The organism is Ruegeria sp. CL6, assembly GCF_056536465.1.
The window spans coordinates 608589-632546 of record NZ_JBQFPR010000001.1 but is presented as its reverse complement, the minus strand read 5'-3'; the positions used below and the strand labels follow the sequence as shown (position 1 = coordinate 632546).

The following is a 23958-nucleotide window of genomic DNA, read 5'->3' as shown; positions in this document are numbered from 1 at the left end:
CAGCCCCTCAGAACGAAAAAAAGCCCGCCTTTGGCGGGCCTTTTTATGTGATGGGGTATTGATCAGGTGCCGAAAGCCATCGCCGGCGCGGTGACCTCACCTACGGATGCCAGTAGAATATCGGCGATTATGTCCAGCTCTTCGCGGGTTAGGCGAACGGGTAGGCGCACGTCGCAAGCCTTCATCAACATCGCGCGGGTTTGCGGCAATTCGACCTGCTCGGGCAGGAATTGCCAGTTCCAAAAGGCGCGGGCATTGTCTTCACTCAGACCGAAAACCTGCACTTTGACCCCGCGCGCCTCGGACGCGGCCGCAAAAGCGCGGATGTCATCATCGCTGAGGCCGACCAAGTTGAACTGGATCGAGTCCGGGGCACGGCGCTCGGGCGACAGTGGGGCGGGCACGTCGATATTCGGCGACGTGTTCAGGCGGTCCGCGACATAGTCGTGATTGGACAGACCGTCGCGCACCCGACGCGCCAATTCCGGAATCTGCGGGCGGATTACGGCCGCGCTGAGGTTGCTCATCCGCAGATTATACAGCGGCAACTTGTTCTGCCAGCGGGCAAAGGCTTGCTCCAGCTCGGGCGAATTGTCTCCGTGCGGGCCTTTGTGCTTTTTCCAGTTGTGCTCATAGGCGCCCGACATGATCACGGCCTGCGCCACCAGATCGGCGTCATCAGTGATCAGGATGCCACCTTCGCCAGCGTTGATCATCTTGTAGGACTGGAACGAGAAACAACCGACCTTGCCGATCGTGCCAATATTGCGCCCGTGCCAGGTGGTGCCCAGAGAATGGGCAGCATCCTCGATTACGGGAATGTCGCGCGCATCGCACAGCGCCATGATCGCGTCCATGTCGGACGTGTGTCCGCGCATATGGCTGATGATCACGGCCTGAACATCGTCAAGTTTGGTGGCAAAGTCCGCCATGTCGATACGGTAATTCTCAGCAACTTCGCACAGCACCGGAATGCAATCTGCGTGAACGACCGAGGACGGGACGGCGGCAAAAGTAAAGCCGGGGATCAGGACACGCGCGTCGCGCGGTAGACCCAGCGCCTTGAGCGACAGGAACAACGCGGCCGAGCAGGACGAAACCGCCAGCGCGTATTTGGTTCCAAGCAACTCGGCAAATTCGGCCTCAAGCAACGCAACCGGAGCGTCTTGCGGTGCGGTATAGCGAAACAGGTCGCCCGACTGCATCAAGGCGTCGATGGCGTCACGGGCGGCTGCGGGGATGGGTTCGGCGTCATGGACGTTTGGAGGAAGCGTCATATTTGGTTTTCCCGAATTCTATCTTTGGGAAATATAAAGCTGATGAGGGCGCAATCCAAGCCTTCATTCACCCTAACGGCGAAATTTCACCAATCTGTCGTAAATTAAAGGCCGAGCCGGTCCCGCAGCGCAAACCATGTCATTGCCAGCACCAGCAGGGGGCTGCGCAGGGCGGTGCCTCCGGGGAAAGGCAGGGCGGGGACGCGGGCCATGGTGTCGAACCCTTCGGCCTGTCCCTGAATAGCCAGCGCCATCAGTTGTCCCGCATGGGTCGCGGTGCCAACCCCATGACCGGAGTAGCCCGAAGCGGACAGGATATTAGGTGCAACCCGCGTCAGATAGGGCATCCGCCGCATGGTGATCGCCAGCGTACCGCCCCAGGCATAGTCTATCTTCACGTCACGAAGGTGCGGGAAAATCTCGGTCATCGGTTTGCGGACCTTGGCGGCGATGTCGGTTGGGAAGCGATAGCCATAGCTTTCGCCGCCGCCGAACAGCAGCCGGTTATCAGCGCTAAGGCGGAAATAGTTCACCACGAACTTAGTGTCGGCCACCGCTACGTCGCGGGTCAGAACACGGGCGGCATCGGCGCCCAAAGGCTCGGTCGCGGCGATGAAATTGTTGATAGGCATAACCCGCGCGGCGACCTTGCTGTTCAGGCTACCGAGGTATCCGTTACAGGCCAGAATAACGTGATCGGCGGTGACCTTGCCTTGCGCTGTGTGGACGATGGCGGGCGAGGTTTCCTCGACCCCTGTCACCTCGGTGCTTTCGTAGATGCGCACGCCCGCTTTGGCCGCTGCCTGCGCCAGCCCCAGCGCATAGTTCAGCGGATGCAGATGCGCTGCACCCATATCCAAGTAGCCACCACGATAGGTGGGCGAGGGGCACAACCCGTGGCCCGCGCCTTCGTCCAACAGCTCCAACTGGTCATAGCCATAGCGATCGGACAAATGCGCCGCGTGATCGTGCAGTTCTTTCTGTTCACCGTTGGACAGGCCCAGAGCGGCAATGCCCGGTTTCAAATCGCAATCGATCTGGTGCTTTGCGATCAACGATTTGACCAGAGCCTTTGCGTCCTCGGCCAGATCCCACAGCTTGGCGGCGTCATCATCACCTACCAACCGTTCGAGGTCTTCCTGATCCATCCGCTGTGCGCTGCCCAACTGACCGCCATTGCGACCTGACGCACCGAAGCCTGCGCGATGCGCTTCAAGCAGCACCACGCTGAACCCGGCTTCGGCCAGATGTAGCGCGGCGGACAAACCGGTATAGCCAGCACCGACCACGCAGACATCGGCTTTCTCGTCGCCCGACAGCACCGGAAAGCGGTCGATCGGGTTGGCCGTGGCCGCGTACCAGCTGGCCGGATACTCGGCCTTGCGGTCGTTGGAATAGAGCAGGTTCATCGCCATGCCTCAAACATTCAGCAGCAGATGTTCCCGTTCCCACGGCGAGATGACCTGCAGGAACTCCTCATATTCGGCGCGTTTGACGATGCCGTAAACACGGGCGAATTCGGGGCCGAGAACGTCGTGCAACTCGGTCGCTTCGTCGAACAGATCAAGCGCGTTGCCCATGACTTGTGGGATGTCGCCATCGCCTTCATAGGCGTCGCCATAGAACTGACGGCGTGGGCGTTCTTGCTGGGTGAGGCCCAGATAACCGCAGGCCAGTGACAGCGCGATGCCCAGATAGGGGTTGCAGTCCATCCCGGCGATACGGTTTTCGACCCGGCGCGCCTCTGGCCCGGATAGCGGCACGCGAATGCCCGTGGTGCGGTTGTCGCGCGCCCATTCCAGATTGATCGGAGCGGCGTGATCTTTCACGTAGCGGCGGTAGGAATTCACGTAGGGCGCCATCACCGCCAACCCCGAGGGCAGGTGGTTTTGCAGCCCGGCAATGAAGTTATAAAACGCATCCGTCTCACCCCCCTGAGGGCCCGAGAAGATGTTCTGGCCAGTCTCAATGTCGGTGATCGAGTGGTGAATATGCATGGCCGATCCGGGTTCATCGACAATCGGTTTGGCCATGAAGGTGGCAAAGCAATTGTGACGAAGTGCGGCCTCGCGGATCAGGCGTTTGAAATAAAACACTTCGTCAGCCAGCTTGACGGGATCGCCGTGACGGAGGTTGATTTCTAGCTGGCCAGCGCCGCCTTCCTGCGTGATGCCGTCGATTTCAAATCCCTGATGCTCGGCGAAATCGTAAATGTCGTCGATCACCGGGCCGAATTCGTCCACTGCCGTCATCGAATACGCCTGACGTGCCGCCGCCGGACGACCCGACCGCCCCATCATGGGCTTGATGCCCTGAGCGGGGTCCACGTTGGGGGCGACCAGAAAGAACTCCATCTCGGGCGCGACAATCGGGTTCCAGCCCTTGTCGTGATACAGCTTCACGACGCGCTTGAGCACGTTGCGCGGGCTGAAGGGGATCGGATTTTCGTCGCGATCATATGCGTCGTGAATAACCTGCAATGTCCAGTCGCCGGTCCAGGGGGCGGCCGATGCGGTAGACATGTCGGGCTTTAGGATCATGTCGCGTTCGATAAACCCATCGTCACCAGCAGCTTCGCCCCAGTCGCCAGTGATCGTCTGATAGAAAATGCTGTCCGGCAGGTGGAAATAGGATTGCTTGGCGAATTTCGAGGCAGGCACCGCCTTGCCCCGCGCAATTCCGGGCAGGTCCGAGATGATGCATTCGACTTCGTCCAAACGCTGACCTTCGATATAGGTCTGTGCTGCCTGCGGCAGTTGATCTTTCCAGTCGGCCATCAGGCCCTCTCTTTCTTCAAAAACTCCGCCATAAGCCGACCGATCTTCGGGTTGTCGTCATTAGCGGGCAGGCGGTTGGTGGCCGCCTGCATCAATTCATCGGGTACAAGACCTTTGCCACGTGTGTCCATCAAGCCCTTGATAAACCCATCTCCGTATTCCGGATGAGCCTGCACGGTCCAGATTGTATCCCCATAAGCGACCATGGCGTTCTGGCAGAAGTCGTTGGTGCCGGTCACGCGCGCGTCGTCTGGCAGGGAAACCACCTGATCTTGATGCCACGCGTTCAGCGTCACCGTCTGGCCATCCAGATCGTAATCCGTGCGGCCCACGGCCCAGCCGCCTTTGAACTTTTCAACCTTGCCGCCCAACGCCTGAGCAATGATCTGGTGTCCGAAGCAGACACCGATCAGCGGCTGGCCCTTGTCCCGGATCGCGCGGATCAAGTCTTCAAGCGGCGGTATCCAGGCATGATCCTCATACGCACCATGGCGCGAGCCGGTGATGACCCAGCCATCTGCGGCACCGGTGCTGTCGGGGAACTGGTTATCCACGACATTGAACGTCTCGAATTCAAACCCGTTGCCGCCCAGCAGGTCGCGGAACATTCCGTCATATTCGCCGAATTCGTCGTGCAACTCGTCCGGAGGGTGGCCGGTTACAAGGATACCGATTTTCATAGGTCACCAAATTTGATCAAATTTATTCTAGCCCACCACATCAGAGTGGGCAAGGGGGGTCAGACGGCCTCGACGTAGCTTAGCCAATGCGTATCCGGCTGGCGTTCGGCAAATCGGAGGATCTCTTGCCGCTTTGTCATGGCCATGTTCTGTATCAGCGCGGCTGGAAAGACACGCGCGACGCAGGGGTCGGTCTCGAACGCGGAAATGGCGGATGCCCAATCAGCGGCCAGTTGTGGCAGGCCGTCGATGTCATAGGCATTGCCGGTGATCGGGGCAGGCGGCTCGGTCGCGTCTTCGATCCCGTTCATTGCAGCTCCCAATACGGCGGCCAGCATCAGATAGGGGTTGATGTCTCCACCGGCCACACGATGCTCGATCCGGCGCGCTGCGGGGGCACCGCCGGGAATACGCAGAGCGGCTGTGCGGTTTTCATAGGCCCAGCTTGCGCCCGTGGGCGCGTGGGCACCGGGCACAAGCCGGGTGAAGGAATTGCCGTGCGGCGCAAAGATCAGGGTGCTACCGGGCATTGCCGCCAGACACCCGGCGATAGCGTGGCGCAGCGTGTCCGTCCCCTCGGGACCGCTATTGTCAAAGATGTTCCGACCCTGACCGTCCACAACTGAGAAATGCACATGCATCCCATTGCCTGCGTCTTCGGCATAGGGTTTGGCCATGAACGTGGCGGTAAAGCCGTATTTGCGGGCCAGACCGCGCGTCAAGGCTTTGAAAAGCCACGTATCATCGGCGCAGCGCATGGCGTCCTGATGGTTCAGGTTGATCTCGAACTGGCCAATGCCGCTTTCGGAAATGGCGGTCTGGGCGGGGATACCCATCGCAGCGCAACCATCGTAGAGGTCGGTGAAAAAGGCATCAAACGCGTCCATCTCGGCCATGGAAAGCACCGCCTCATCCACTAGCCTGCGTCCGGTAATGGGGTTCAGCGGCGGCTGCGGTTGCGCGCCGGACGAGTCCAGCAGAGTGAACTCCAGTTCCGTCGCGGCGATCACGGACCAGCCGCGCTGGGCATAGCGGTCCAGCACAGCGGCCAGCGCATGACGCGGGTCTCCGGCAAAGGGGGTGCCGTGGTCATCATAAAGACACATGGGCACCAGTGCGGTGTCCACATCCAGCCACGGCATCGGGACGGGGCCGCGCTCGGTCGGCAGCAGCACACCATCGGCATCACCGGATTCAAAGACCAGTGGGCTGCCGTCAATATCCGCGCCCCACAGGTCGACGTTCAGCGCCGAAAACGGCATCCGAACCGATCCTTTGTCCAGCTTGTCGGCATAAGAGGGCGGCACGCGTTTACCCCGCAACTGACCGTTAAGGTCACAGGCTGCAACGCGAAAACTGTGCAGGGCGCTCAGGTCCATCGGGGTCTCCATCACTCTGGTTCCCCGAGGTTTAGTCGACGCGAGGCATCTTGTCACGAAATTTGATCAAATTACCCCGCGCCGAGAGGAGGCGCGGGGTTTTGGCCTCAAACGAAGTTGACGCCGTTCTCAGCCATCGGGTGCGCGGCCACAAGGGTGCCCGTCATCGCATGGATGGCATTCGCCAAAGCGGGTGCCGACGGTGGTGTTCCGGGTTCCCCCACACCTGTCGGCGCTTCGGCGGATGGCACGATGTGCACGTCGATAGCGGCGATGTCGCCGATGCGCAGCGGTTCGTAGTCGGGGAAGTTGAACTGATCCACCGCACCACTGGTCAGCGTGATCTGATCGCGCATCACGTGGCCAATGCCATAACCGATGCCACCCTCCATCTGGGCGCGCACGACGTCGGGATTGACGGCAATACCGCAATCCACGGCGCAAGTGACCTTTTCGATCTTGATACCACTTTCCGCGTCGCCCGAGATTTCGACGACCTCGGCCGCGTAAGAGCCAAAGGATTTATGCACCGCGATCCCTTGCGAACGACCTTCTGGGACATTGCTCCAGCCAGCTTTCTCAGCCGCCAACTTCAAAACGGCGGCCTTGCGCTGCTGATCCGGGTTCGTGCTGTCGGACAGATGGGCCAGACGGAACTCGACCGGGTCACGACCAGCGGCCTCGGCCGCCAAGTCCATCATGGTCTCCATCGCATAGGCGGTGTGGGTATGCCCGACCGAGCGCCACCACAGAACCGTGGTCGCCTTGGGTGTATCGGTCAGGCCAACGGCCATGCCGGGGATGGCGTAGGGCGTACCCAGAACACCTTCGACCGAGGTGTGATCCACACCGTCATGCACCGTGACCGCCTCAAAAGGGGTGCCTTTGGTGACAGGTTGCCCAGCGATACGATGTTGCCAGCCGACGATATTGCCGTCCGTATTCAAGCCTACCCGAACCTTGTGGCCAAAGGCGGGGCGGTAGTAGCCGCTGCGGATGTCGTCCTCGCGCGTCCAAACCAGTTTCACCGGGCGCGAGCGATCGGTGACCACAAAGGCAAGCGCAGCTTCGACCTGATAATCCGCATCAGGCGTGGCGCGGCGACCGAACGAGCCTCCGGCCAGCATGGTCTTGATGTGGATCTTCTCAGGTGGCAGTTGGAAGATTTGCTGATAGGCCATATGCGGGCCGGTCGGCATCTGTGCGCCGTCATGCAGAACGATATCGCCCTCGGCTGTCTGTTCGATGGTGCAGTTCAAAGGCTCCATCGGCGCATGAGCCAGCAGCGGGAAGTAGAAGGTCTTTTCGACCACCTTATCCGCCCCGTCGATGGCGGCCGAAACCGCCGCAACATCCGCCTTGTTCACGTTATACGTTGGCTCGGCGTCCAACGCAGCCATGATCTCGGACCTGATCTGATCCGAGTCGCGGGTTTCCGCGCCAGACATGTCCCAGTCGACCTCAAGCGCGTCACGCGCCTGAATCGCGGCCCAGGTGTTTTCGGCATACACCGCAACGCCTGCCTGATTGGGCAGAACGGCGGCACTGATATAGCCTTTGACCTCTTTCGACGCGCTGTCGTCAAAGCCCTTGGCAATGCCACCCTTGGATTCGGGGCGCTTGATCATGGCGACCATCTGGTTGGGCAGATGCACATCCATCGCAAACATCGCCTGACCGTTACCCTTGATGGCCGAGTCCTTGCGGCGCACGGCTTCGTTGCCGATCAGACGGAATTCGGACGGGTCTTTCAAACGCGGCTCGGCTGGCGCTTCGAGTTGCGACGCCGCGGCCACGAAGTCCGCAATCGGGGCGGACTTGTCGCCAGCTTTGACGATACCCTCCTCGATTGTAATGCCCGATGCGTCCACGCCCCAGCTTTGGGCGGCGGCGTTGATCAGCATCTCGCGCGCAGCGGCACCGGCCTGGCGGTATTGCAGCCACGAGTTCGCCATCGCGGTCGATCCGCCTGTACCCTGGAACGGACCGAAAAGCAGGTTGTTATAGACGTTTGGATCAGAAGGCGCGAATTCGTATTCGATCTGGTCCATGGTCAGACCGATTTCCTCGGCGATCAACGTCGGAAGGCCGGTAGCCGGACCCTGACCCTTTTCAAAGTGCTTGACGATGGCAGTCACGGTGCCAACTGCGTCGATTTTCACGAACGGGTTGAACTGAGACGTCTCGGTTGAGGCCGCAGCAAGCGCTCCATCAGGGCGTGCGCCGATCAGCAGCACAGCACTGGCAGCAGCGGCACCCTTCAAAAACCCACGGCGAGAGGTGTTGATGGTCATGGATCAAGCCTCCAGAATATCGGACGCGCGCTGGATACCGGCGCGGATGCGTTGATAGGTGGCACAGCGGCAGGCGTTGCCGGACATGTAGTCGTCGATTTCCTCGACCGAGGGTTTGGGGTTCTCGGATAGCAACCCGACAGCCGACATCACCTGACCCGACTGGCAATAGCCGCACTGAACGACGTCCAGTTCGACCCAAGCCTGCTGGACGGCCGCGCCGATCTTGTCGTCGCCCACGGCCTCAATCGTGGTGATCTCGGCGTCCTCGACGTCTTCGATATAAGTCTGGCACGAGCGCACGGGTTCGCCATTCAAATGCACAGTGCAAGCGCCACAGGATGCAACGCCGCAGCCAAATTTGGTTCCGGTCAGCTTCAATTCATCCCGGATCACCCACAGCAGGGGCGTGCCGGGTTCGGCGTCAACCGTGTGGGTCTGGCCGTTCAATTTTAAGGTCAGTGACATGAGGGGGATACTCCATGTTGGGCTGGTTACCTGAATCGGTAAACTGGCGGGTTTACCGTAGGTGACAATTCCAAATCTGTAAACCCATGAGTTTACCTAGAGTTTGACCTCGATCTGTCAATGGGACTATAGCTATTAAATATGAACGACATCAGTGCGCCGAATGCGGCGAAACATGCTCAGATCATCGAAGCAGCGGTTGCCGAGTTCCAGGACAAGGGATTCGCAGCGGCCAGCATGGATCGTATTTCACTGCGCGCCGAAGTCTCTAAGCGCACGTTGTACAAGTACTTTGAAAGCAAGGAAAACCTGTTTCGTTCCATAGTGATAGAGCTGTCGGGCAGGTTCGCCGAGGTGCAGGATATCCGCTATGAAAAAGGCCGCGATATCCGAGAGCAATTGACTGAACTGGCATGGGCCGAAGGGCGCATTCTGATGTTGCCCGAAGTTATGGCCATGTCGCGGATGGTGATCAGCGAAACCTTGCGCAACCCGGATCTGGCGGCTGCGGCGCAGGGCAAGCTGGACAAGACCGCGATCTTTGCTGCCATGTTGAAAGATGCCGCAGATGACGGGCAATTGCGGATCGAAGACCCACAGGCCGCCGGGCAGGAGTTCATTGGCCTCATCAAAGCCAAGGCGTTTTGGCCAATTATTTTCTCTGGTGACGTTCTGAACAAGGACGAGATGGAAGCCACCATCAACAGCAGCGTTGACATGATCCTCAGCCGCTACGGTATTTGACTGTTTCGATGTCTCAGACGGTGGACCCGCCGACAGTTCGCGATCTTTGCATTTTCCCGGCTGTTGTCATTCCATGTGGCGCTTGATCCCAAAAGAGTGGTAGACCGCACCCTTGGAAACGGATCGTCTCCTTAAAGTTCGCGGAGAAAGTCGGGAAAGATGTCGGACGCACCTGAGATCAATAAGCCATCGCGCGCTGAAATTTGGCGTGCTGCACGCCTGTCCGTTGCGCCGATGATGGACTGGACCGATCGGCATTGCCGTTACCTGCATCGGATGCTTAGCGCGCAGACCCTGCTGTATACCGAGATGGTAACCGCCCCGGCATTGGTGCGCGGTGGGGCGTTGCATTTGCTGGATTATAACCCGCAAGAGCATCCTGTTGCGCTGCAACTCGGTGGGTCTGATCCGCAGGAGCTGGCGCAGGCTGCACAATTGGGCGCTGAGGCCGGGTATGATGAAATCAACCTGAACTGCGGTTGCCCTTCGGACCGGGTGCAATCGGGCACGTTCGGTGCCGTACTGATGAAAGACCCGGCTCGCGTTGCGGACTGTGTGGCCGCGATGCAAGAAGCGGTCGACGTCGAAGTCACCGTCAAATGCCGGATCGGGGTGGACGAGCAAAACCCTGAAGAGGTTCTGCCTCAGTTTCTGAACGCCATACGTGATGCAGGGTGCAATCGCGTGACGATCCACGCGCGCAAGGCGTGGTTGCAAGGGCTTAGCCCCAAGGAAAACAGGGATATTCCACCGCTGGACTATGATCTCGTCCACCGCATGAAGGCGGAATTTGGCGCGCTTCACATCTCGATCAATGGCGGCATATCCTCGCTGGAGCAGGCGCAGGCTCATCTGGATGCTGGGTTGGACGGGGTCATGATCGGGCGGGCGGCGTATCACCAGCCCACTGACATTCTGGCCGGGGCTGATCATCTTATCTTTGGGTCCGGGCAAGCTGCGGACCCGGTTGATGTCGTTCAAAAAATGGTGCCCTATGTTGAACGGCACCTTGCCGAGGGTGGCCGTTTGCACCAAATCACGCGCCATATGCTGGGTCTGTTTGCGGGCCGCCCCGGTGCGCGGGCCTGGCGGCGGACCTTGTCCGAAGGCGCGGTGCATGACGCGGCTGGTCCCGAGGTTATGTTGCAGGCGCTCGAACGTGTTGCGCCTCTGGCCGAGGCGGTGGTGAACTAGGATACGGCGATTAAGCCGGTATGGGGGAAGAATGCCCGAGACGATGTTGCTGGCCCAGATGTTGGGCCTTTTGCTTGTGATCGGGGCGCTGGCCGGTGTGCTGGCCGGATTGCTTGGCGTGGGGGGCGGCATCGTTCTGGTTCCAGCCTTTTTCTACGCTTTTCAAACGCTCGGGTATGGCGGACCACAATTGATGCAGTTGTGTCTTGCGACCTCGCTGGCGACGATCATCGTGACCTCGATCCGATCGGTTCTGGCGCATAACAAGAAAGGTGCTGTGGACTGGGATATCCTGCGTGGCTGGGGGCCGGGGATCGCCGTGGGTGCTGTCATTGGCGTGATGGTGGCGTCAGCGCTACGGACCGAAGCGCTTCAGGCTTTGTTCGGTGTTCTGGGGATGGTCATCGGGGCCTATCTGGGCCTTGGCAAATCTGAGTGGCGGTTGGGCGATGCCATGCCCAAAGGTATCCGCCGGGCCATTCTGTCGCCCAGCGTCGGGTTTTTGTCTGTGTTGATGGGGATCGGCGGGGGCAGTTTCGGCGTTCCGCTGATGAGCCTGTTCAACACGCCCATTCACCGTGCCGTGGCAACGGCAGCCGGGTTTGGTGTGATCATTGCGGTTCCGTCTGTTCTTGGCTTCTTGTTTCTCGATATCGCGCCCGAGCACCGGCCCCCGCTGACGATCGGTGCAGTCAATCTTGTGGCTTTTGCGATCGTTGTCGCCATGACGATGATCACAGCCCCTTGGGGGGTGAAACTGGCGCACGCGATGGACCCGAAACCTCTGAAACGTGTATTCGCCGTGTTCCTGACGCTTGTCGCCCTGAATATGTTGCGCAAAGCGCTGGGGTTGTGAGCGATTTTTGGCAATCGGGCTGGGTGAAATTCCCCTTTGATCCGGCCCTTGCGGGTTGGGTGAAACATGCCCTTCCCGCCGCGCGTGCTTCGATTTCGGACCCGGTCCATGCCGAGTGGCTGGATTGCGAAGGCACGTGGTTCATCGGTGTGGATGCGTTGGACAATGACGAACGGGGCCGGGTCGGTCAGTCCGGGGATCTGTCCGGGGCAGCTATGAGTTTCATCCGCGAGCATTACGGCGACCTGCCGTTGCACAAAGGGCAGGTCTCGGTCATTTATCCCGGTTACCCACGTCCACGGCGGGGTGAAAGTGAGGCGGCTGGTCGGTACAGGTTGAACCGCGATGCAGCCCATGTGGATGGGTTGCGTCCAACAGGACCGGATCGCCGACGCCGTGTGGATGAGCCGCATGCGTGGATTCTTGGCATTCCCCTGACCGAGGTCAGCGATAACGCGTCGCCCATGGTCTTGTGGGAGGGCAGTCATAAAATTCTGGGCCCCGCGTTCTCCAAAGCCCTTCAAGGCTCGCCAAAAGAAACGATGCACAAAGTTGATATCACCGATATCTATCAAGCCGCCCGCCGAGACGTGTTCGAGACGTGCCGCCGTATCGAGCTGCCCGCCAAGCCGGGTGAGGCTTATCTGTTGCATCGTCACTGTCTGCACGGCGTGGCACCGTGGCCAGACAGCGCCTCGGCTGGACCGGATGGACGGATGATTGCCTATTTTCGCCCTGAATTCACCGGGGGAGTAGCCGAGTGGATAGAATCTCCGTAACCTCCCGACATTGTTCAGGTTAGGAGGTTTTTCGATGATGACGATCCATACGAATTCAGACGGTGCCTTAATCGAAGTTGAATTGTCGGGCGAAGTCACCAGCAGCGATTACAACGACACACTTATTCCAGCTATCGAGGCGGCACTGGCCGAACATGACACGGTCCGCCTGATGGCAGTCGTGCAGCCGGAATTCACGGGTTACGATATCGGGGCCGCTTGGTCTGACACAAAGCTGGGGCTAAGCCATTGGCGCGGGTTTGACAGGATCGCAGTCGTGGCCGATCAGGGCTGGGTCCAGACCAGCGCTCGGTTTGCGGCTCCGATCATGCCCTGTCCCGTGCAGGTTTTTGAACTTTCCGAAATTGAAGCTGCCCGCCGCTGGATGCGTGAATCGCTGGGGTCCATCCATGTGACCGATTTGGGCGGGCCATGTGTCCAGATCAGTTTGCTGGGCAAGCTGGACCCGGACGAATACAAGAAGGCCGAGGTCAATTTGGATGGGTTGCTGGCCACCAAAGAGGGTTTTCGCCTGTTGATTGACCTCCGGGAATTTGATGGATGGCAAGGGCTGACGGCGCTGGCTGCTCATTTTCGGCTGGCAAGTGGACATGTTGGAATGTTGGACAGGGCCGCCATTGTCGGCGACAAGGCTTGGCAGCATCTTGCGCAACGGGTCGCCAGTCACGTCTTAGGGGCGAGAACACAGTTTTTCCCGTCAGAAGAATACGAGAACGCCAAGTCTTGGCTGGCTGTCGGGTGACCGAATTTCACCTTTAGGTGGGCGTAAAGTAAAAATAGTCGTGTCTGGGCTTTGCTTGATCGAGGCGTCGGGAAAAACACCGATGCTGAAGCGCGCCGCCGAGGGCTGCAACGCACGCGTCACTTGTCTTTGAACTGACCCCCTCGAAGTTCAGGCCAACTCGCAGCGGCGTAGGCTCAGCAGGGGAAATCCAGCGAGATCAGGACTTGTTCAGGCGGGCCGTGCGCCCACCACGGCGCTTTGCAAGCTGAGGCTTGCGCGCCGGCAGAGCGTCCATGATCTCGGCGCGCTCAGTGCTGTCCATTCTGGACCAGCGCGAGATTTCGTCGATGGTGCGATAACATCCGGTGCAGATACGCTCGGTCGGGTGTACGACGCAGATTTGGACGCAAGGGCTTTCGACCTCGTTCCGTTTCCAAACCATATTCGTCATTGGCGTATTCCGATCCTAAAGAAAGCGCAGCCTGTCCAGCGCACCTTGCAAAATATAACCTGCCGCAACGTGGTCGATAACCTGTCCGCGACGTTTTCGTGTCGTATCCGCCTCTAACAGTGCTTTTTCTGCCGCAACAGTGCTGAGCCGCTCGTCCCAGAACCCGATGGGAATATCCGTCAGACGTGCCATGTTTCGTGCAAATGCACGGGTGGATTGGCAGCGCGGTCCTTCCGTGCCGTCCATGTTCTTGGGCAGACCCAGCAGAAGCCCCCCGATCTCGCGGTCTGCGATAAGTTCCAAAAGCCGAGCTGAATCCAAGGTGAATTTCTTTCGCCGCACGGTTTCCAGAGGGCTGGCAACGCCGCGCATTCGGTCAGACACCGCGACGCCTATGGTCTTTTCCCCGAGATCAAGCCCCATCAGCGCGGTCATTGGCGGAAGGGATGCGGCAAAATCTTCAAACGCGTCGTGAATCATTGCGCAACTCCGGCCTGACGCGCTGCCGCTGCAAGCGTTTGTAGGGCAGAGGCGTTCCCCGCGAAGACAGATTTCGATTCCTCGTAGATACCCGCCGCGCGTTCGCTGTCTCCAACCACACCAAGGGCCGTGATCAATTGTGCCCATTCTGCGGGCGAGCCCCCCTCGGTGGCCAGTCGGTCCGATAGCTGATTGATCATTCCAAGGATCATCTCTTGTCGATCTTCAGGGGTTAGGTCGGCTGCGGCGTCGATGTCTTCCTGACTGGGGCCGGAACTTGTCGCGGCAGAGGGGATTTCCGGCGCGTTGAACACACCCGCCCGGAATGCCAGATCATCCAGTTGCGCACGGATGGCGTCAGCCCAGGGCGCTCCTGCCGGTGCTTCGCGCAATGTATCCACCCATATCCGATAGCCGATGTCCGGTCGTCCCAACTGAACCATCATTTGTCCTAGGTAGTACTGCGCCGGACCGTGCCGGGGGTCGCGTGTCAAAGCTTGCCTCAACGCGTCTTCAGCCTCGGGCGAGACATAGCCGTTTGCCGCCAAAATCATCATTTCGGCAAGGTGGGAGTAGGCATCCGCCGGAGCAGTATTTCCTGACAGTTCAATAACGCGCTGTTGCGCCTTGTAAGCGGCCGAAAAATTGCCTGCGTTGGCCTCGTGCTGTGCCAGCAAAGTATGCCCTTGCAGGTCATCAGGCCGCTCTGCGACGGTGTCGCGCAGTTGCTGCAGCAAGGTGGCGTAACTTTCGTCCAGTTGCGGTTTTTGTGCAGGCGTCAGTTCCGCCTCGACTTCGGTCTGGCTGGGGCGTTCGGCGCGCAGGGTTTCAGCCATCGCAATCCGCAGCGACAAGGGCTGATCCGGCAGACCGGCCGCGCCCATCTGGTGGTACATCCACGCGCCGCCGCCGATCAGAACTCCGGCCACCGCAACGACAGCCGTGATCGTGGCCCAGCGTGGCGGGCCATCTTGAGTTGCGTTGGCCTGCATCTGCGCGTCTGCCGCCAGAATACGGCGCGAGATTTCAGTGCGCACACGCTCGGCATCGGCTTCGGCTATCACGCCACGGGATAAATCGCGGTCAACGCCCGCCAGTTGTTCACGGTAGACACGCAGGTCGTAAGCCGCCGCAGGTTCACGTGATTTTTGCCCCCGCGTCATGGAATAACCTAGAAACACTGTGACCAGCAGCGCGGTCAGTATGATGAGGGCCCAAAAAGTCATGGTATCTCCAAGATGACTGCCCTGACTTAGACCTGCGGACCGCCAGAAAAAAGGGACAAATGGCCGCGAGGGTGCTTCATGTCGCAATAATGGGGGCTATGTCGCAATAGTGCGATATTACGGCGTTGCGTGGCAGGGGAATGTAATCGTTACGCGGCATATCTTCGTCCAATCACCGAACCGGATGGATTCGCCTATGAAACACTATTCAGCCTTTGCTGTGGCGCGCGAAGCGTTGCGCTATCACACCGGATGGGAGCGCGCGTGGCGTTCGCCCGAGCCCAAGAAGAAATACGACGTCATTATTGTCGGTGCCGGGGGTCATGGTTTGGCCACGGCTTACTATCTGGGCAAGAACTACGGCATCCAGAATGTCGCCGTGATCGAAAAGGGCTGGCTGGGCGGTGGTAACACCGGCCGGAACACGACCATCATCCGGTCGAACTATCTGCAGGACCCGTCGGCGGCGATCTACGAAAAGTCGCGCGGGCTTTATGAGGATCTCAGCCAGGATCTGAACTACAACATCATGTTCAGCCCGCGCGGTGTGATGATGTTGGCTCAGACTCAGCACGAAATTCGCGGTTATCAGCGCACGGCGCACGCCAACGCCCTGCAGGGGGTTCAGACAGAATGGATCGGTCCCGAGCGCGTCAAGCAACTGGTGCCGATCATAAACATCGACGGTCCGCGCTATCCGGTTCTGGGTGCATTGTGGCAGGAGCGCGGAGGCACTGCCCGCCATGACGCCGTGGCCTGGGGCTATGCTCGTGCGTGTTCGGCCATGGGCATGGACATCATCCAGCAATGCGAAGTCAAAGGCGTCCGCTCTGAAAACGGCCGTGTCGTGGGCATCGATACGACCAAGGGCGCGATCGACTGTGACAAGCTGGGAATTGTGGTCGCGGGTCATTCGGGGCAGTTGGCGGAAATGGCAGGCTTCCGTTTGCCACTTGAGGCTATTGCGTTGCAGGCGTTGGTGTCCGAGCCGATCAAGCCCTGCATGGACGTCGTTGTCATGGCCAACACCGTCCACGGCTACATGTCGCAATCCGACAAGGGTGAGATGGTGATCGGCGGGGGGACCGACGGGTTCAACAACTTCACCCAGCGCGGCTCGTTCCACCATATCGAGGAAACCGTCCGCGCTCTGGTCGAGACCTTCCCGATGATCTCGCGTCTCAAGATGCTGCGCCAGTGGGGTGGCATCGTGGACATGACCGGCGACCGTTCACCCATCTTGTCGAAGACCCCTCTGGGCAACTGCTTCATCAACTGCGGCTGGGGAACCGGAGGCTTCAAGGCCATTCCGGGTTCGGGCTGGGGTATGGCTCAGCTTATGGCCACGGGTCATTCGCCACTGACCGAGGCTTTCACGCTGGACCGCTTCAAAGAGGGCCGGTTCATCGACGAAAGTGTCGCCGCCGGGGTTGCGCACTAAGGGCCAAGCCCGAGGGTGCCTCATTAAAGACATTTGGTTGGTCCCGTGCCAACCGACCGAAAGAAGGATGACCACATGCTGATCCTGAATTGCCCCTATTGCGGCGTCGACGCCGAAGAAACCGAACTGGCCGCTGGTGGCGAAGCGCATCTGAAGCGGTTCGGTCCGGGCTCGTCCGATGATGATTTCCACGACTATCTGTTCATGCGTGAAAACCCCAAAGGTGTTCACTTTGAACGCTGGCGTCATGTGAATGGCTGCGGCAAGTGGTTCCACGCCGCGCGTGCGACCGATACGCTTGAGGTTTTTGGCACCTATTCGGCCCAAACCACCGAACCGCCCAAAGAAATCCGCGAAGCGATCACCGCCAAGCGCCCCGGCTGGACCTGGAGAGAGTACGAATGATCCGCCCAGCCAACCCTAATTCCGCCTGCGAAAGGTCCGCAACATGAGCACCCGTCTCGCAAATCAAGGCCGGCTGATTGACCGGTCGAAACAGGTCACATTCACCTTCAACGGAACCTCGATGCAGGGGTACGAAGGCGACACGCTTGCCTCGGCTCTGCTGGCCAATGATCAGATGATGATGGGCCGGTCGTTCAAATACCACCGTCCGCGCGGCGTTGTCGCCAGCGGCGCCGAGGAGCCGAACGCTCTGGTCGGTCTGGGGCAGGGCAACCGGTTCGAGCCGAACCAGCGTGCCACCACGACCGAGCTGTTCAACGGCCTGACCTCGACCTCGCAGAACCACTGGCCGAACCTCGAGTTCGATATCGGTGCAGTGAACACCTACCTGTCGCGTTTCTTGCCGGCCGGGTTCTACTACAAAACGTTCATCCATCCGAAGCCGTTCTGGAAACACGTCTACGAGCCGATCATCCGCCAGTCTGCCGGTCTGGGCAAAGCGCCTGACAAGGACAGCCGTGATGCAGACACTTATGAACACTTCTATGCCTTCACCGATGTTCTGGTGATCGGTGGCGGTGTGGCGGGTCTGCAAGCTGCGAAAGTGGCCGCTCAGTCTGGTGCCAAGGTCATGCTGATCGAGCAGACCGCCCATTGGGGTGGTCGCGCGCCGGTTGATGGTGGGACCATTGATGGCGCTCCTGTGGATAAGTTCGTGGAACAATTGGTTTCTGAGTTGGAAACAATGGACAATGTCACCATGCGCACGCGTTGCATGGGGGCGGGGGTCTATGACCACGGCTACGTCCTGGGCTACGAGCGTCTGACCGACCACAAACCGGGCACTCAAGGTCCACGTCACCGCCTGTGGCGCATCCGCGCGAAACAGGTCGTGACCGCCACCGGCGCGATCGAGCGTCCTCTGTCATTTGCGGGCAACGACGTACCGGGTGTTATGCTGGCCTCGGCCATGCGCGACTACGTGGTCAACTGGGGCGTGACGCCGGGTGAACGCGTGATCGTCGCCACCAATAATGACGACGCCTATCGCACTGCCATTATTCTAAAGCAGGCCGGTGTCGACGTGTTGCGCGTTGTAGACGCCCGCCCGAGCGCCGGACCTCTGGCCGAGGAAGCCCGCCAACTGGGTATTCGCGTTGACCCCGGCAAGGCGATTGCCAAGGTCAAAGGCGGCAAGCGCGTCAAAAAAGTTGCCATCTGCAATCAAGAAGGCATCGGTGGTGCGCGCGAAGAAGTGGAATGCGATGCGGTTGCCATGTCGGGTGGCTGGTCTCCGGTCGTGCATATGTGGTCGCATTGCGGCGGCAAGCTGATCTGGGATGACGCCAACGCGCATTTCCGCCCCGATCCGTCTCGTCCTCCGCTTGGTGCCGATGGCGAAGGGTTCGTGCTGGCGGCAGGGTCGTCGAACGGGCCGCTAGCGCTGGGTGATGTGCTGACCGACGCGGATGCGGCGGGCAAGGCCGCGGCCAAGGCAGTCGGATGTAAGCCAAAGCGGACGAAAGCACCTGTTGGTGAAGCTACAGCCGAAGCGCCGATGGCTGCTGTATGGTTGATGCCTGCCAATGCCGATGTCCAGTTGCGCATGAAATCGTGGTTGGACTTCCAGAACGACGTCAAAGTCTCGGACGTGCAACTGGCCGCGCGCGAAGGCTATGAAAGTGTTGAGCATACCAAGCGGTACACCACGCTGGGCATGGCGACAGATCAAGGTAAGCTGAGCAACATCAACGGGTTGGCGATCCTTGCTGACGCGCTGGATTCGGAAATCCCGAAGGTTGGCACCACCACCTTCCGCCCGCCCTATACGCCCATCTCGCTGGCGTCGATCGGTGGCGAAGCGCGCGGTGAGGTGTTCCAGCCGATCCGTCAAACTCCGATGCACGACTGGCACAACAAAAACGGTGCCGATTGGGAGCCAGTGGGCCATTGGCGGCGGACCTATGCCTATGTCCGTCCCGGTGAATCCGTGCATGACGCGGTGAACCGTGAGGTGAAGAACACCCGCGAAAACCTCGGCCTGCTGGACGCCTCGACGCTGGGTAAGCTGATCGTCAAAGGCCCAGACGCGGGCAAATTCCTGGACATGCTGTACACCAACATGATGTCCACGCTGAAGATCGGTAAGTGCCGCTATGGTCTGATGTGTTCGGAAAACGGCTTTCTGATCGATGACGGGGTTGTGGCCCGGATCGACGAGGACACATGGCTGTGCCACACCACCACCGGCGGGGCCGAGCGTATCCATGCTCACATGGAAGAATGGCTGCAGACCGAATGGTGGGACTGGAAGGTCTACGTCGCTAACGTGACCGAGCAATACGCGCAGGTCGCCGTGGTCGGCCCGAACGCCCGCAAAGTGCTTGAGAAGCTGGGCGGCATGGATCTGTCGAAGGAGGCGCTGCCCTTCATGGAATGGCGTGACGGCAAGATTGGCGATTTCGATTGCCGCGCTTACCGCATCTCGTTCTCGGGCGAGCTGTCCTATGAGATCGCGGTTCCTGCATCTCAGGGTCAGGGGTTCTGGGACGCGCTGATGGAAGCAGGGAAAGAGTTCGGCGTGATGCCCTATGGCACCGAATGTCTGCATATCCTGCGGGCCGAGAAGGGCTTTATCATGATCGGCGACGAGACCGACGGCACCGTGATTCCGCAGGATCTGGGGCTGCATTGGGCGCTGTCGAAAAAGAAAGAGGATTACCTGGGCAAGCGCGCTCACACGCGCACGCATATGGCAGACCCGGACCGCTGGAAACTGGTGGGACTTGAGACTGTGGATGGTTCTGTCATTCCCGACGGTGCCTATGCGGTGGGCGAGGGCGTCAACGCCAACGGTCAGCGCAACATGATCGGGCGTGTAACCTCGACCTATTACTCGGCCAATCTGGTTAAAGGCATCGCCATGGGCCTGATCAAGCACGGCCCCGACCGGATGGGCGAGATTGTCGAGTTCCCGGGCACCGACGGTAAAACCTACAAAGCGAAGATCGTTGATCCGGTCTTTTTCGACAAGGACGGGGAGAAGCAGAATGTCTGAACCCATCAGCGCACTGAACCACGCCAGCTATGATGGCATCGCAAAGGTCGAGGAATGTGGCCTGCAAGGAATGATCACCCTGCGCGGCGATCTGTCCGACAAGGTGTTGGCCAAGGCTGTCAAGGACGCCACAGGGCAGAAAGTGCCCGGTCAGCGCGAGGCGTTCGTCAACGGGGACACTGGCGTCTGCTGGATGTCGTCGGACGAATTGCTGGTACTGGTGCCCTATGCCGAGGTGAACACCAAACTGGCCGCGATGACCGAAGCGTTGGGCGACACCCATTCGCTGGCAGTGAACGTCTCGGACGCACGGGCGGTGTTCAGCATCTCGGGCGCAAGCGCACGCGAAGTGTTGGGCAAATTGGCCCCGGTCGAACTGTCGGCCGAGGCGTTCCAGCCGGGCCAGATTCGCCGTTCGCGTCTGGCACAGGTGGCGGGGGCTTTCTGGATGGATGATGCGGAAACCTTCCGCGTCGTCTGTTTCCGGTCGGCAGCGGACTATGTGTTCAAGCTGTTGAAAATCGCCGCGCAACCAGGCAGCGAGGTCGGTGTTTACTAAGGCGACAAGTTGCCAGAGGAAAAGTGGGTGAGGGGGCTTTGCCCCCTCGGCCTGCGGCCTCACCCCCAGGATATTTTGGGCCAGATGAAGTGCGGATCGGCTGCGTGTGCGCTTAGGCGTTCGAGTTGAACAGAAATGTGGGGAATTGGGTTATGGCGCGTTCTTGGGTGAGAACGGAGTGGCCGGATTCTCCTGTAAGCGGGTCCTGGCAGTGGTCATAAAATGCCAAAGCCTCGGCTAGCTTTTGCATGGCGGACGCTTGCTCTTCCGTCTCCAGGTACGGTGCGTGGGTCGAGAGAAGCAGGGCTGGTCGCGCGGTTTGCAACCAGGGCGTCAATGAGGGAAGGACCGAAAATTCGGCGCCTTCAATGTCCATTTTCACCAGCGACACGTTCAACAGGTTGACGGTTTCAGCGAACTGGTCCCAACCAACCGTCAGGGCGTCTGTCCCGTGGTTGCCGTCGCGCAACAGGGATGAGGTGGAATCCCCGGCCTCTCCATGGGCCGATGCCATGCGCGTCACGCCGAATCCGTCCGACAGGGCAATCGAGAAGGCCGAGACATTTTGGATGTCGTTCAGTTCGAGATTCCAGACCAGGTGGCGATAGGCCACCGGGTCCGGTTCAAAACACCATACATGGCGGGCGCGGCGCGCGGCGTAGAGGACAGTGGGGCCGATCCATGCGCCGATATCAAGGTAATCTTTTTCCGGCGACAGGTACTTGTCCAGCACTGCAAAGGTTTCGGTTTCCCATTTGCCTGCGGAAGCCTTACGCCAGAACTTGGAATGGTATGGGTCCAGGCGAAAGGATTCCCCGTTAAGGTTGCCTGCATAGTAGCCGCGGGCGCGGTAAAACATCTTGCGCGCCTGTGTCAGCATCGCGGACCTCCGGGTTTTGTGATCTCTGCCCTTGACCTGCGGCACTTGCCAAAGCATTTAACCTTGGGAACCGCAACTTATATTTAACAGGGGGCCGAGATGGCTTTTGAACTTCCTGATCTTCCTTATGCACATGACGCGCTGGCAGCCAAGGGTATGTCCGCGGAAACGCTGGAATATCACCACGACCTGCACCACAAAGCCTATGTCGACAACGGCAACAAGCTGATCGCTGGTACCGAGTGGGACGGCAAGACGCTGGAAGAGATCATCGTTGGCACTTATGACGCGAACGCTGTCGCCCAAAACGGTATCTTCAACAACATCAGCCAGCTGTGGAACCACAACCAGTTCTGGGAGATGATGGGCCCCGGCGACAATGCTATGCCCGGTGAGCTGGAGAAGGCTCTGGTCGAGAGCTTTGGTTCGGTGGATGAGTTCAAGTCGCAGTTCAGCGCCGCTGGTGCCGGTCAGTTCGGCTCGGGCTGGGCATGGCTGGTCAAGAATGCCGACGGCTCGCTGGCCGTGACGAAGACCGAAAACGGCGTGAACCCGCTGTGCTTTGGTCAGACCGCGCTGCTGGGTTGCGACGTGTGGGAGCATTCCTACTACATCGATTTCCGCAACAAGCGTCCCGCCTACCTGTCGAACTTCCTCGACAATCTGGTGAACTGGGAAAACGTCGCGTCGCGGATGTGATCGGTTGAACCGACGAGGATTTATCAAGGGCCTGCTGGCGGTGACGCTAGCGGGCCTTTTTGTTGCCGCCTATGGGTTTTTCGTTGAACCGGCGCTGCGGCTGCGGGTGAAACGCTGGCGCATCAGGCGCAGCGACTGGACGGCTCGGCCTTTGAGGATCGCAGTTCTTGCGGACCTGCATGCCGGAGAACCCTATGTTGGGTTGAAACGAATAGAGCAGGTTGTTCGGCGCACGAACGCGCTGTCCCCTGATTTGATCCTGCTGCTGGGGGACTACGCGGCAGGGCATCGAATGGTGTCTCAGCCCGTCGCCATTTCAGATACGGCGCGGGTACTTGCCAACCTTCAGGCGAAGCATGGTGTTTATGCCGTGCTGGGTAACCACGATTGGTGGGATGACCTGTCTGCGCAGCGCCGGGGCGGTGGGCCGAACCTATACGCCGACGCTTTGCAGCAAGTTGGCATTCGCGTCTTGTCCAATGAGGCGCTCAAGCTTGAGGCCGCGGGCTGTTGGCTGGGCGGGGTAGAGGACCAGTTGGCGATTGTCACCGGGCCTGGCCGGTATCGCGGCCTGGACGATTTGCCTGCAACGTTGGCGCAAGTCACCGATGATGATCCAATTGTGATGATGGCGCACGAGCCCGACATCTTTCCTGACATGCCGGATCGGGTTGCATTGACCTTGTCAGGCCATACCCATGGCGGACAAGTGCGACTGTTCGGGTGGTCGCCTTTGGTGCCGTCGAGGTTCGGCAATCGCTTTGCCTATGGGCATGTACGTGAAAACGGTCGCGATCTGGTCGTGTCGGGCGGGATCGGGTGTTCGATCCTGCCTGTTCGGTTCGGCGTGACCCCTGAAATCACGGTCATCGACCTGTCCGCCTGACCGGTGGGTGGAATCCTGCCGCCTGGTTCGCTTTTGACCGCGTGTGGGATTGTAAGGCGGGCAACAGTGCTTACGTAAGGTTAGCGGGGGGAGAGAACCGCCAATCTAGTCAAAAACAGTCGGGCAGCGCGCCGAAAAACTTTGGGCGCGTCAGTGGTTAGCTATGCCTGATGAGTGAGGGATGGTCACAGGAACCAAAACAGGAGATCACGATGGTCGCACTTTTACAGGGAACTTGGGTTGTCATTGCCGACGGAGAAAAGGCACTGTTCATGGAGAATATTACGGACGCCGACGACCCCAATCTGGTCGTTGTTTCGGTCGAGGAAAACGACACTCCTACGGCCCGTCCCACTGATCGTGCGGGGCGTCGCCCTGACACCGGACCAAACCAGAAATCGGCTGTTGAGGAAGCCAAATGGAAAACCCACGCTAAGTCCTTGTTCGTGCAGGATGTGGCGAATCTTTTGAATCGCAAGGGGCTTAAAGGTGCCTACAAGCGTCTGGTCCTGGTGGCCAGCCCTCATGTTCTGGGGCTGCTGCGCCGACGCCTTCACAGCGAAGTTCTGAACAAGGTTGTGGCCGAAGTCGACAAGACCCTGACCAATCACCCGCTGCACAAGGTTGAGCAGGTCTTGGTAAACCGTTTGAAGCCAGCGGTTTAAGGGCGTCTGCTAAAG

The 23958-nt window shown here is 59.5% G+C and carries 23 protein-coding genes; 12 read left to right on the top strand and 11 right to left on the bottom strand.

Going from position 1 to position 23958, the window contains the following annotated elements; all coding sequences use genetic code 11:
- Window positions 1-62: 62 nt before the first annotated feature.
- From ACR0LH_RS03125 to ACR0LH_RS03095, 7 genes are all read right to left on the bottom strand, one after another.
- Window positions 63-1277: a DegT/DnrJ/EryC1/StrS family aminotransferase gene (locus tag ACR0LH_RS03125; protein WP_480719655.1), complete on the bottom strand. Its 1215-nt coding sequence runs from the start codon at window positions 1275-1277 to the stop codon at window positions 63-65.
- A 104-nt stretch (window positions 1278-1381) separates the two neighbouring features.
- Window positions 1382-2686 (bottom strand): NAD(P)/FAD-dependent oxidoreductase, encoded by a 1305-nt coding sequence (locus tag ACR0LH_RS03120; protein ID WP_480719654.1) that lies wholly within the window; start codon window positions 2684-2686, stop codon window positions 1382-1384.
- Between the two features lie 9 nt (window positions 2687-2695).
- Window positions 2696-4054 (bottom strand): glutamine synthetase family protein, encoded by a 1359-nt coding sequence (locus ACR0LH_RS03115; RefSeq protein ID WP_170382555.1) that lies wholly within the window; start codon window positions 4052-4054, stop codon window positions 2696-2698.
- Window positions 4054-4734, bottom strand: coding sequence for a type 1 glutamine amidotransferase (locus ACR0LH_RS03110; RefSeq protein ID WP_480719653.1), 681 nt, complete (start codon window positions 4732-4734; stop codon window positions 4054-4056). Before ACR0LH_RS03110 ends, ACR0LH_RS03115 begins: the two co-directional genes overlap by 1 nt.
- A gap of 59 nt (window positions 4735-4793) precedes the next feature.
- Window positions 4794-6113: a glutamine synthetase family protein gene (locus ACR0LH_RS03105; protein ID WP_480719652.1), complete on the bottom strand. Its 1320-nt coding sequence runs from the start codon at window positions 6111-6113 to the stop codon at window positions 4794-4796.
- Between the two features lie 107 nt (window positions 6114-6220).
- On the bottom strand, window positions 6221-8407 hold the full coding sequence (locus tag ACR0LH_RS03100; RefSeq protein WP_480719651.1) for a xanthine dehydrogenase family protein molybdopterin-binding subunit: 2187 nt from the start codon (window positions 8405-8407) through the stop codon (window positions 6221-6223).
- A 3-nt stretch (window positions 8408-8410) separates the two neighbouring features.
- Window positions 8411-8875 (bottom strand): (2Fe-2S)-binding protein, encoded by a 465-nt coding sequence (locus ACR0LH_RS03095; RefSeq protein ID WP_170382563.1) that lies wholly within the window; start codon window positions 8873-8875, stop codon window positions 8411-8413.
- A 141-nt stretch (window positions 8876-9016) separates the two neighbouring features.
- Here ACR0LH_RS03095 and ACR0LH_RS03090 point away from each other — a divergent pair, with 141 nt between their 5' ends.
- The 5 genes from ACR0LH_RS03090 (at window position 9017) to ACR0LH_RS03070 (ending at window position 13211) form a co-directional block, all read left to right on the top strand.
- A complete protein-coding gene (locus tag ACR0LH_RS03090) occupies window positions 9017-9619 on the top strand; it encodes a TetR/AcrR family transcriptional regulator (RefSeq protein WP_170415416.1) in 603 nt (200 codons plus the stop codon).
- Window positions 9620-9778: 159 nt separating this feature from the next.
- Complete coding sequence (gene dusA / locus ACR0LH_RS03085) at window positions 9779-10813, top strand: tRNA dihydrouridine(20/20a) synthase DusA (RefSeq protein ID WP_480719650.1); 1035 nt, start codon at window positions 9779-9781, stop codon at window positions 10811-10813.
- Between the two features lie 31 nt (window positions 10814-10844).
- The gene (locus ACR0LH_RS03080; protein WP_170565141.1) at window positions 10845-11669 is read left to right on the top strand and encodes a sulfite exporter TauE/SafE family protein; all 825 of its coding nucleotides are present in this window, start codon (window positions 10845-10847) and stop codon (window positions 11667-11669) included.
- A complete protein-coding gene (locus tag ACR0LH_RS03075) occupies window positions 11666-12448 on the top strand; it encodes a hypothetical protein (RefSeq protein ID WP_480719649.1) in 783 nt (260 codons plus the stop codon). Before ACR0LH_RS03080 ends, ACR0LH_RS03075 begins: the two co-directional genes overlap by 4 nt.
- A 34-nt stretch (window positions 12449-12482) precedes the next feature.
- Window positions 12483-13211, top strand: coding sequence for a SpoIIAA family protein (locus ACR0LH_RS03070; protein ID WP_170382573.1), 729 nt, complete (start codon window positions 12483-12485; stop codon window positions 13209-13211).
- A 199-nt stretch (window positions 13212-13410) separates the two neighbouring features.
- Here the strand turns inward: ACR0LH_RS03070 and ACR0LH_RS03065 are convergent, their stop codons facing one another.
- Genes ACR0LH_RS03065 through ccmI form a run of 3 tightly spaced genes read right to left on the bottom strand, consistent with a single transcriptional unit; the run spans window position 13411 to window position 15350 of the window.
- The gene (locus ACR0LH_RS03065) at window positions 13411-13644 is read right to left on the bottom strand and encodes a DUF1289 domain-containing protein (RefSeq protein ID WP_170481082.1); all 234 of its coding nucleotides are present in this window, start codon (window positions 13642-13644) and stop codon (window positions 13411-13413) included.
- A gap of 15 nt (window positions 13645-13659) precedes the next feature.
- Entirely contained in the window at window positions 13660-14124 is a 465-nt protein-coding gene (gene ruvX, locus ACR0LH_RS03060; protein ID WP_170382577.1) for a Holliday junction resolvase RuvX, read from the bottom strand.
- The gene (ccmI, locus tag ACR0LH_RS03055; protein WP_480719648.1) at window positions 14121-15350 is read right to left on the bottom strand and encodes a c-type cytochrome biogenesis protein CcmI; all 1230 of its coding nucleotides are present in this window, start codon (window positions 15348-15350) and stop codon (window positions 14121-14123) included. The genes ruvX and ccmI overlap by 4 nt, the downstream gene beginning before the upstream one ends.
- A gap of 196 nt (window positions 15351-15546) precedes the next feature.
- Between ccmI and ACR0LH_RS03050 the strand changes: the two genes are divergently transcribed.
- The 4 genes from ACR0LH_RS03050 (at window position 15547) to ACR0LH_RS03035 (ending at window position 20813) form a co-directional block, all read left to right on the top strand.
- Window positions 15547-16791 (top strand): sarcosine oxidase subunit beta family protein, encoded by a 1245-nt coding sequence (locus tag ACR0LH_RS03050; protein WP_170415405.1) that lies wholly within the window; start codon window positions 15547-15549, stop codon window positions 16789-16791.
- A gap of 75 nt (window positions 16792-16866) precedes the next feature.
- Complete coding sequence (locus tag ACR0LH_RS03045) at window positions 16867-17196, top strand: sarcosine oxidase subunit delta (RefSeq protein ID WP_170382583.1); 330 nt, start codon at window positions 16867-16869, stop codon at window positions 17194-17196.
- Window positions 17197-17239: 43 nt separating this feature from the next.
- Window positions 17240-20254 carry a sarcosine oxidase subunit alpha family protein gene (locus ACR0LH_RS03040; RefSeq protein WP_480719647.1) on the top strand — a complete coding sequence of 1005 codons (3015 nt, stop codon included), beginning with the start codon at window positions 17240-17242 and terminating at the stop codon, window positions 20252-20254.
- Window positions 20247-20813, top strand: a complete 567-nt coding sequence (locus tag ACR0LH_RS03035) for a sarcosine oxidase subunit gamma (protein WP_480719646.1) — start codon at window positions 20247-20249, stop codon at window positions 20811-20813. The genes ACR0LH_RS03040 and ACR0LH_RS03035 overlap by 8 nt, the downstream gene beginning before the upstream one ends.
- Window positions 20814-20925: 112 nt before the next feature.
- Here ACR0LH_RS03035 and ACR0LH_RS03030 read toward each other — a convergent pair whose 3' ends face one another.
- Entirely contained in the window at window positions 20926-21693 is a 768-nt protein-coding gene (locus tag ACR0LH_RS03030; protein WP_480719645.1) for an FkbM family methyltransferase, read from the bottom strand.
- Between the two features lie 99 nt (window positions 21694-21792).
- Here ACR0LH_RS03030 and ACR0LH_RS03025 point away from each other — a divergent pair, with 99 nt between their 5' ends.
- From ACR0LH_RS03025 to ACR0LH_RS03015, 3 genes are all read left to right on the top strand, one after another.
- Entirely contained in the window at window positions 21793-22392 is a 600-nt protein-coding gene (locus tag ACR0LH_RS03025) for a superoxide dismutase (RefSeq protein ID WP_170382591.1), read from the top strand.
- A 4-nt stretch (window positions 22393-22396) separates the two neighbouring features.
- Window positions 22397-23278: a metallophosphoesterase gene (locus ACR0LH_RS03020; protein ID WP_480719644.1), complete on the top strand. Its 882-nt coding sequence runs from the start codon at window positions 22397-22399 to the stop codon at window positions 23276-23278.
- A 212-nt stretch (window positions 23279-23490) separates the two neighbouring features.
- Window positions 23491-23943, top strand: a complete 453-nt coding sequence (locus ACR0LH_RS03015) for a host attachment family protein (RefSeq protein WP_480719643.1) — start codon at window positions 23491-23493, stop codon at window positions 23941-23943.
- Window positions 23944-23958 lie beyond the last annotated feature (15 nt).

Excerpts from the sequence above, each read along its gene's own strand:
- ACR0LH_RS03125 (WP_480719655.1), bottom strand. The coding sequence starts at position 1,277 with ATGACGCTTCCTCCAAACGTCCATGACGCCGAACCCATCCCCGCAGCC.
- ACR0LH_RS03120 (WP_480719654.1), bottom strand. The coding sequence starts at position 2,686 with ATGAACCTGCTCTATTCCAACGACCGCAAGGCCGAGTATCCGGCCAGC.
- ACR0LH_RS03040 (WP_480719647.1), top strand. The coding sequence starts at position 17,240 with ATGAGCACCCGTCTCGCAAATCAAGGCCGGCTGATTGACCGGTCGAAA.
- ACR0LH_RS03030 (WP_480719645.1), bottom strand. The coding sequence starts at position 21,693 with ATGCTGACACAGGCGCGCAAGATGTTTTACCGCGCCCGCGGCTACTAT.
- dusA (WP_480719650.1), top strand. The coding sequence starts at position 9,779 with ATGTCGGACGCACCTGAGATCAATAAGCCATCGCGCGCTGAAATTTGG.
- ACR0LH_RS03025 (WP_170382591.1), top strand. The coding sequence starts at position 21,793 with ATGGCTTTTGAACTTCCTGATCTTCCTTATGCACATGACGCGCTGGCA.
- ACR0LH_RS03035 (WP_480719646.1), top strand. The coding sequence starts at position 20,247 with ATGTCTGAACCCATCAGCGCACTGAACCACGCCAGCTATGATGGCATC.
- ACR0LH_RS03070 (WP_170382573.1), top strand. The coding sequence starts at position 12,483 with ATGATGACGATCCATACGAATTCAGACGGTGCCTTAATCGAAGTTGAA.
- ACR0LH_RS03095 (WP_170382563.1), bottom strand. The coding sequence starts at position 8,875 with ATGTCACTGACCTTAAAATTGAACGGCCAGACCCACACGGTTGACGCC.
- ACR0LH_RS03090 (WP_170415416.1), top strand. The coding sequence starts at position 9,017 with ATGAACGACATCAGTGCGCCGAATGCGGCGAAACATGCTCAGATCATC.
- ACR0LH_RS03015 (WP_480719643.1), top strand. The coding sequence starts at position 23,491 with ATGGTCGCACTTTTACAGGGAACTTGGGTTGTCATTGCCGACGGAGAA.
- ACR0LH_RS03110 (WP_480719653.1), bottom strand. The coding sequence starts at position 4,734 with ATGAAAATCGGTATCCTTGTAACCGGCCACCCTCCGGACGAGTTGCAC.
- ACR0LH_RS03105 (WP_480719652.1), bottom strand. The coding sequence starts at position 6,113 with ATGGACCTGAGCGCCCTGCACAGTTTTCGCGTTGCAGCCTGTGACCTT.
- ACR0LH_RS03080 (WP_170565141.1), top strand. The coding sequence starts at position 10,845 with ATGCCCGAGACGATGTTGCTGGCCCAGATGTTGGGCCTTTTGCTTGTG.
- ACR0LH_RS03050 (WP_170415405.1), top strand. The coding sequence starts at position 15,547 with ATGAAACACTATTCAGCCTTTGCTGTGGCGCGCGAAGCGTTGCGCTAT.
- ACR0LH_RS03065 (WP_170481082.1), bottom strand. The coding sequence starts at position 13,644 with ATGACGAATATGGTTTGGAAACGGAACGAGGTCGAAAGCCCTTGCGTC.
- ACR0LH_RS03115 (WP_170382555.1), bottom strand. The coding sequence starts at position 4,054 with ATGGCCGACTGGAAAGATCAACTGCCGCAGGCAGCACAGACCTATATC.
- ccmI (WP_480719648.1), bottom strand. The coding sequence starts at position 15,350 with ATGACTTTTTGGGCCCTCATCATACTGACCGCGCTGCTGGTCACAGTG.
- ACR0LH_RS03045 (WP_170382583.1), top strand. The coding sequence starts at position 16,867 with ATGCTGATCCTGAATTGCCCCTATTGCGGCGTCGACGCCGAAGAAACC.
- ruvX (WP_170382577.1), bottom strand. The coding sequence starts at position 14,124 with ATGATTCACGACGCGTTTGAAGATTTTGCCGCATCCCTTCCGCCAATG.
- ACR0LH_RS03100 (WP_480719651.1), bottom strand. The coding sequence starts at position 8,407 with ATGACCATCAACACCTCTCGCCGTGGGTTTTTGAAGGGTGCCGCTGCT.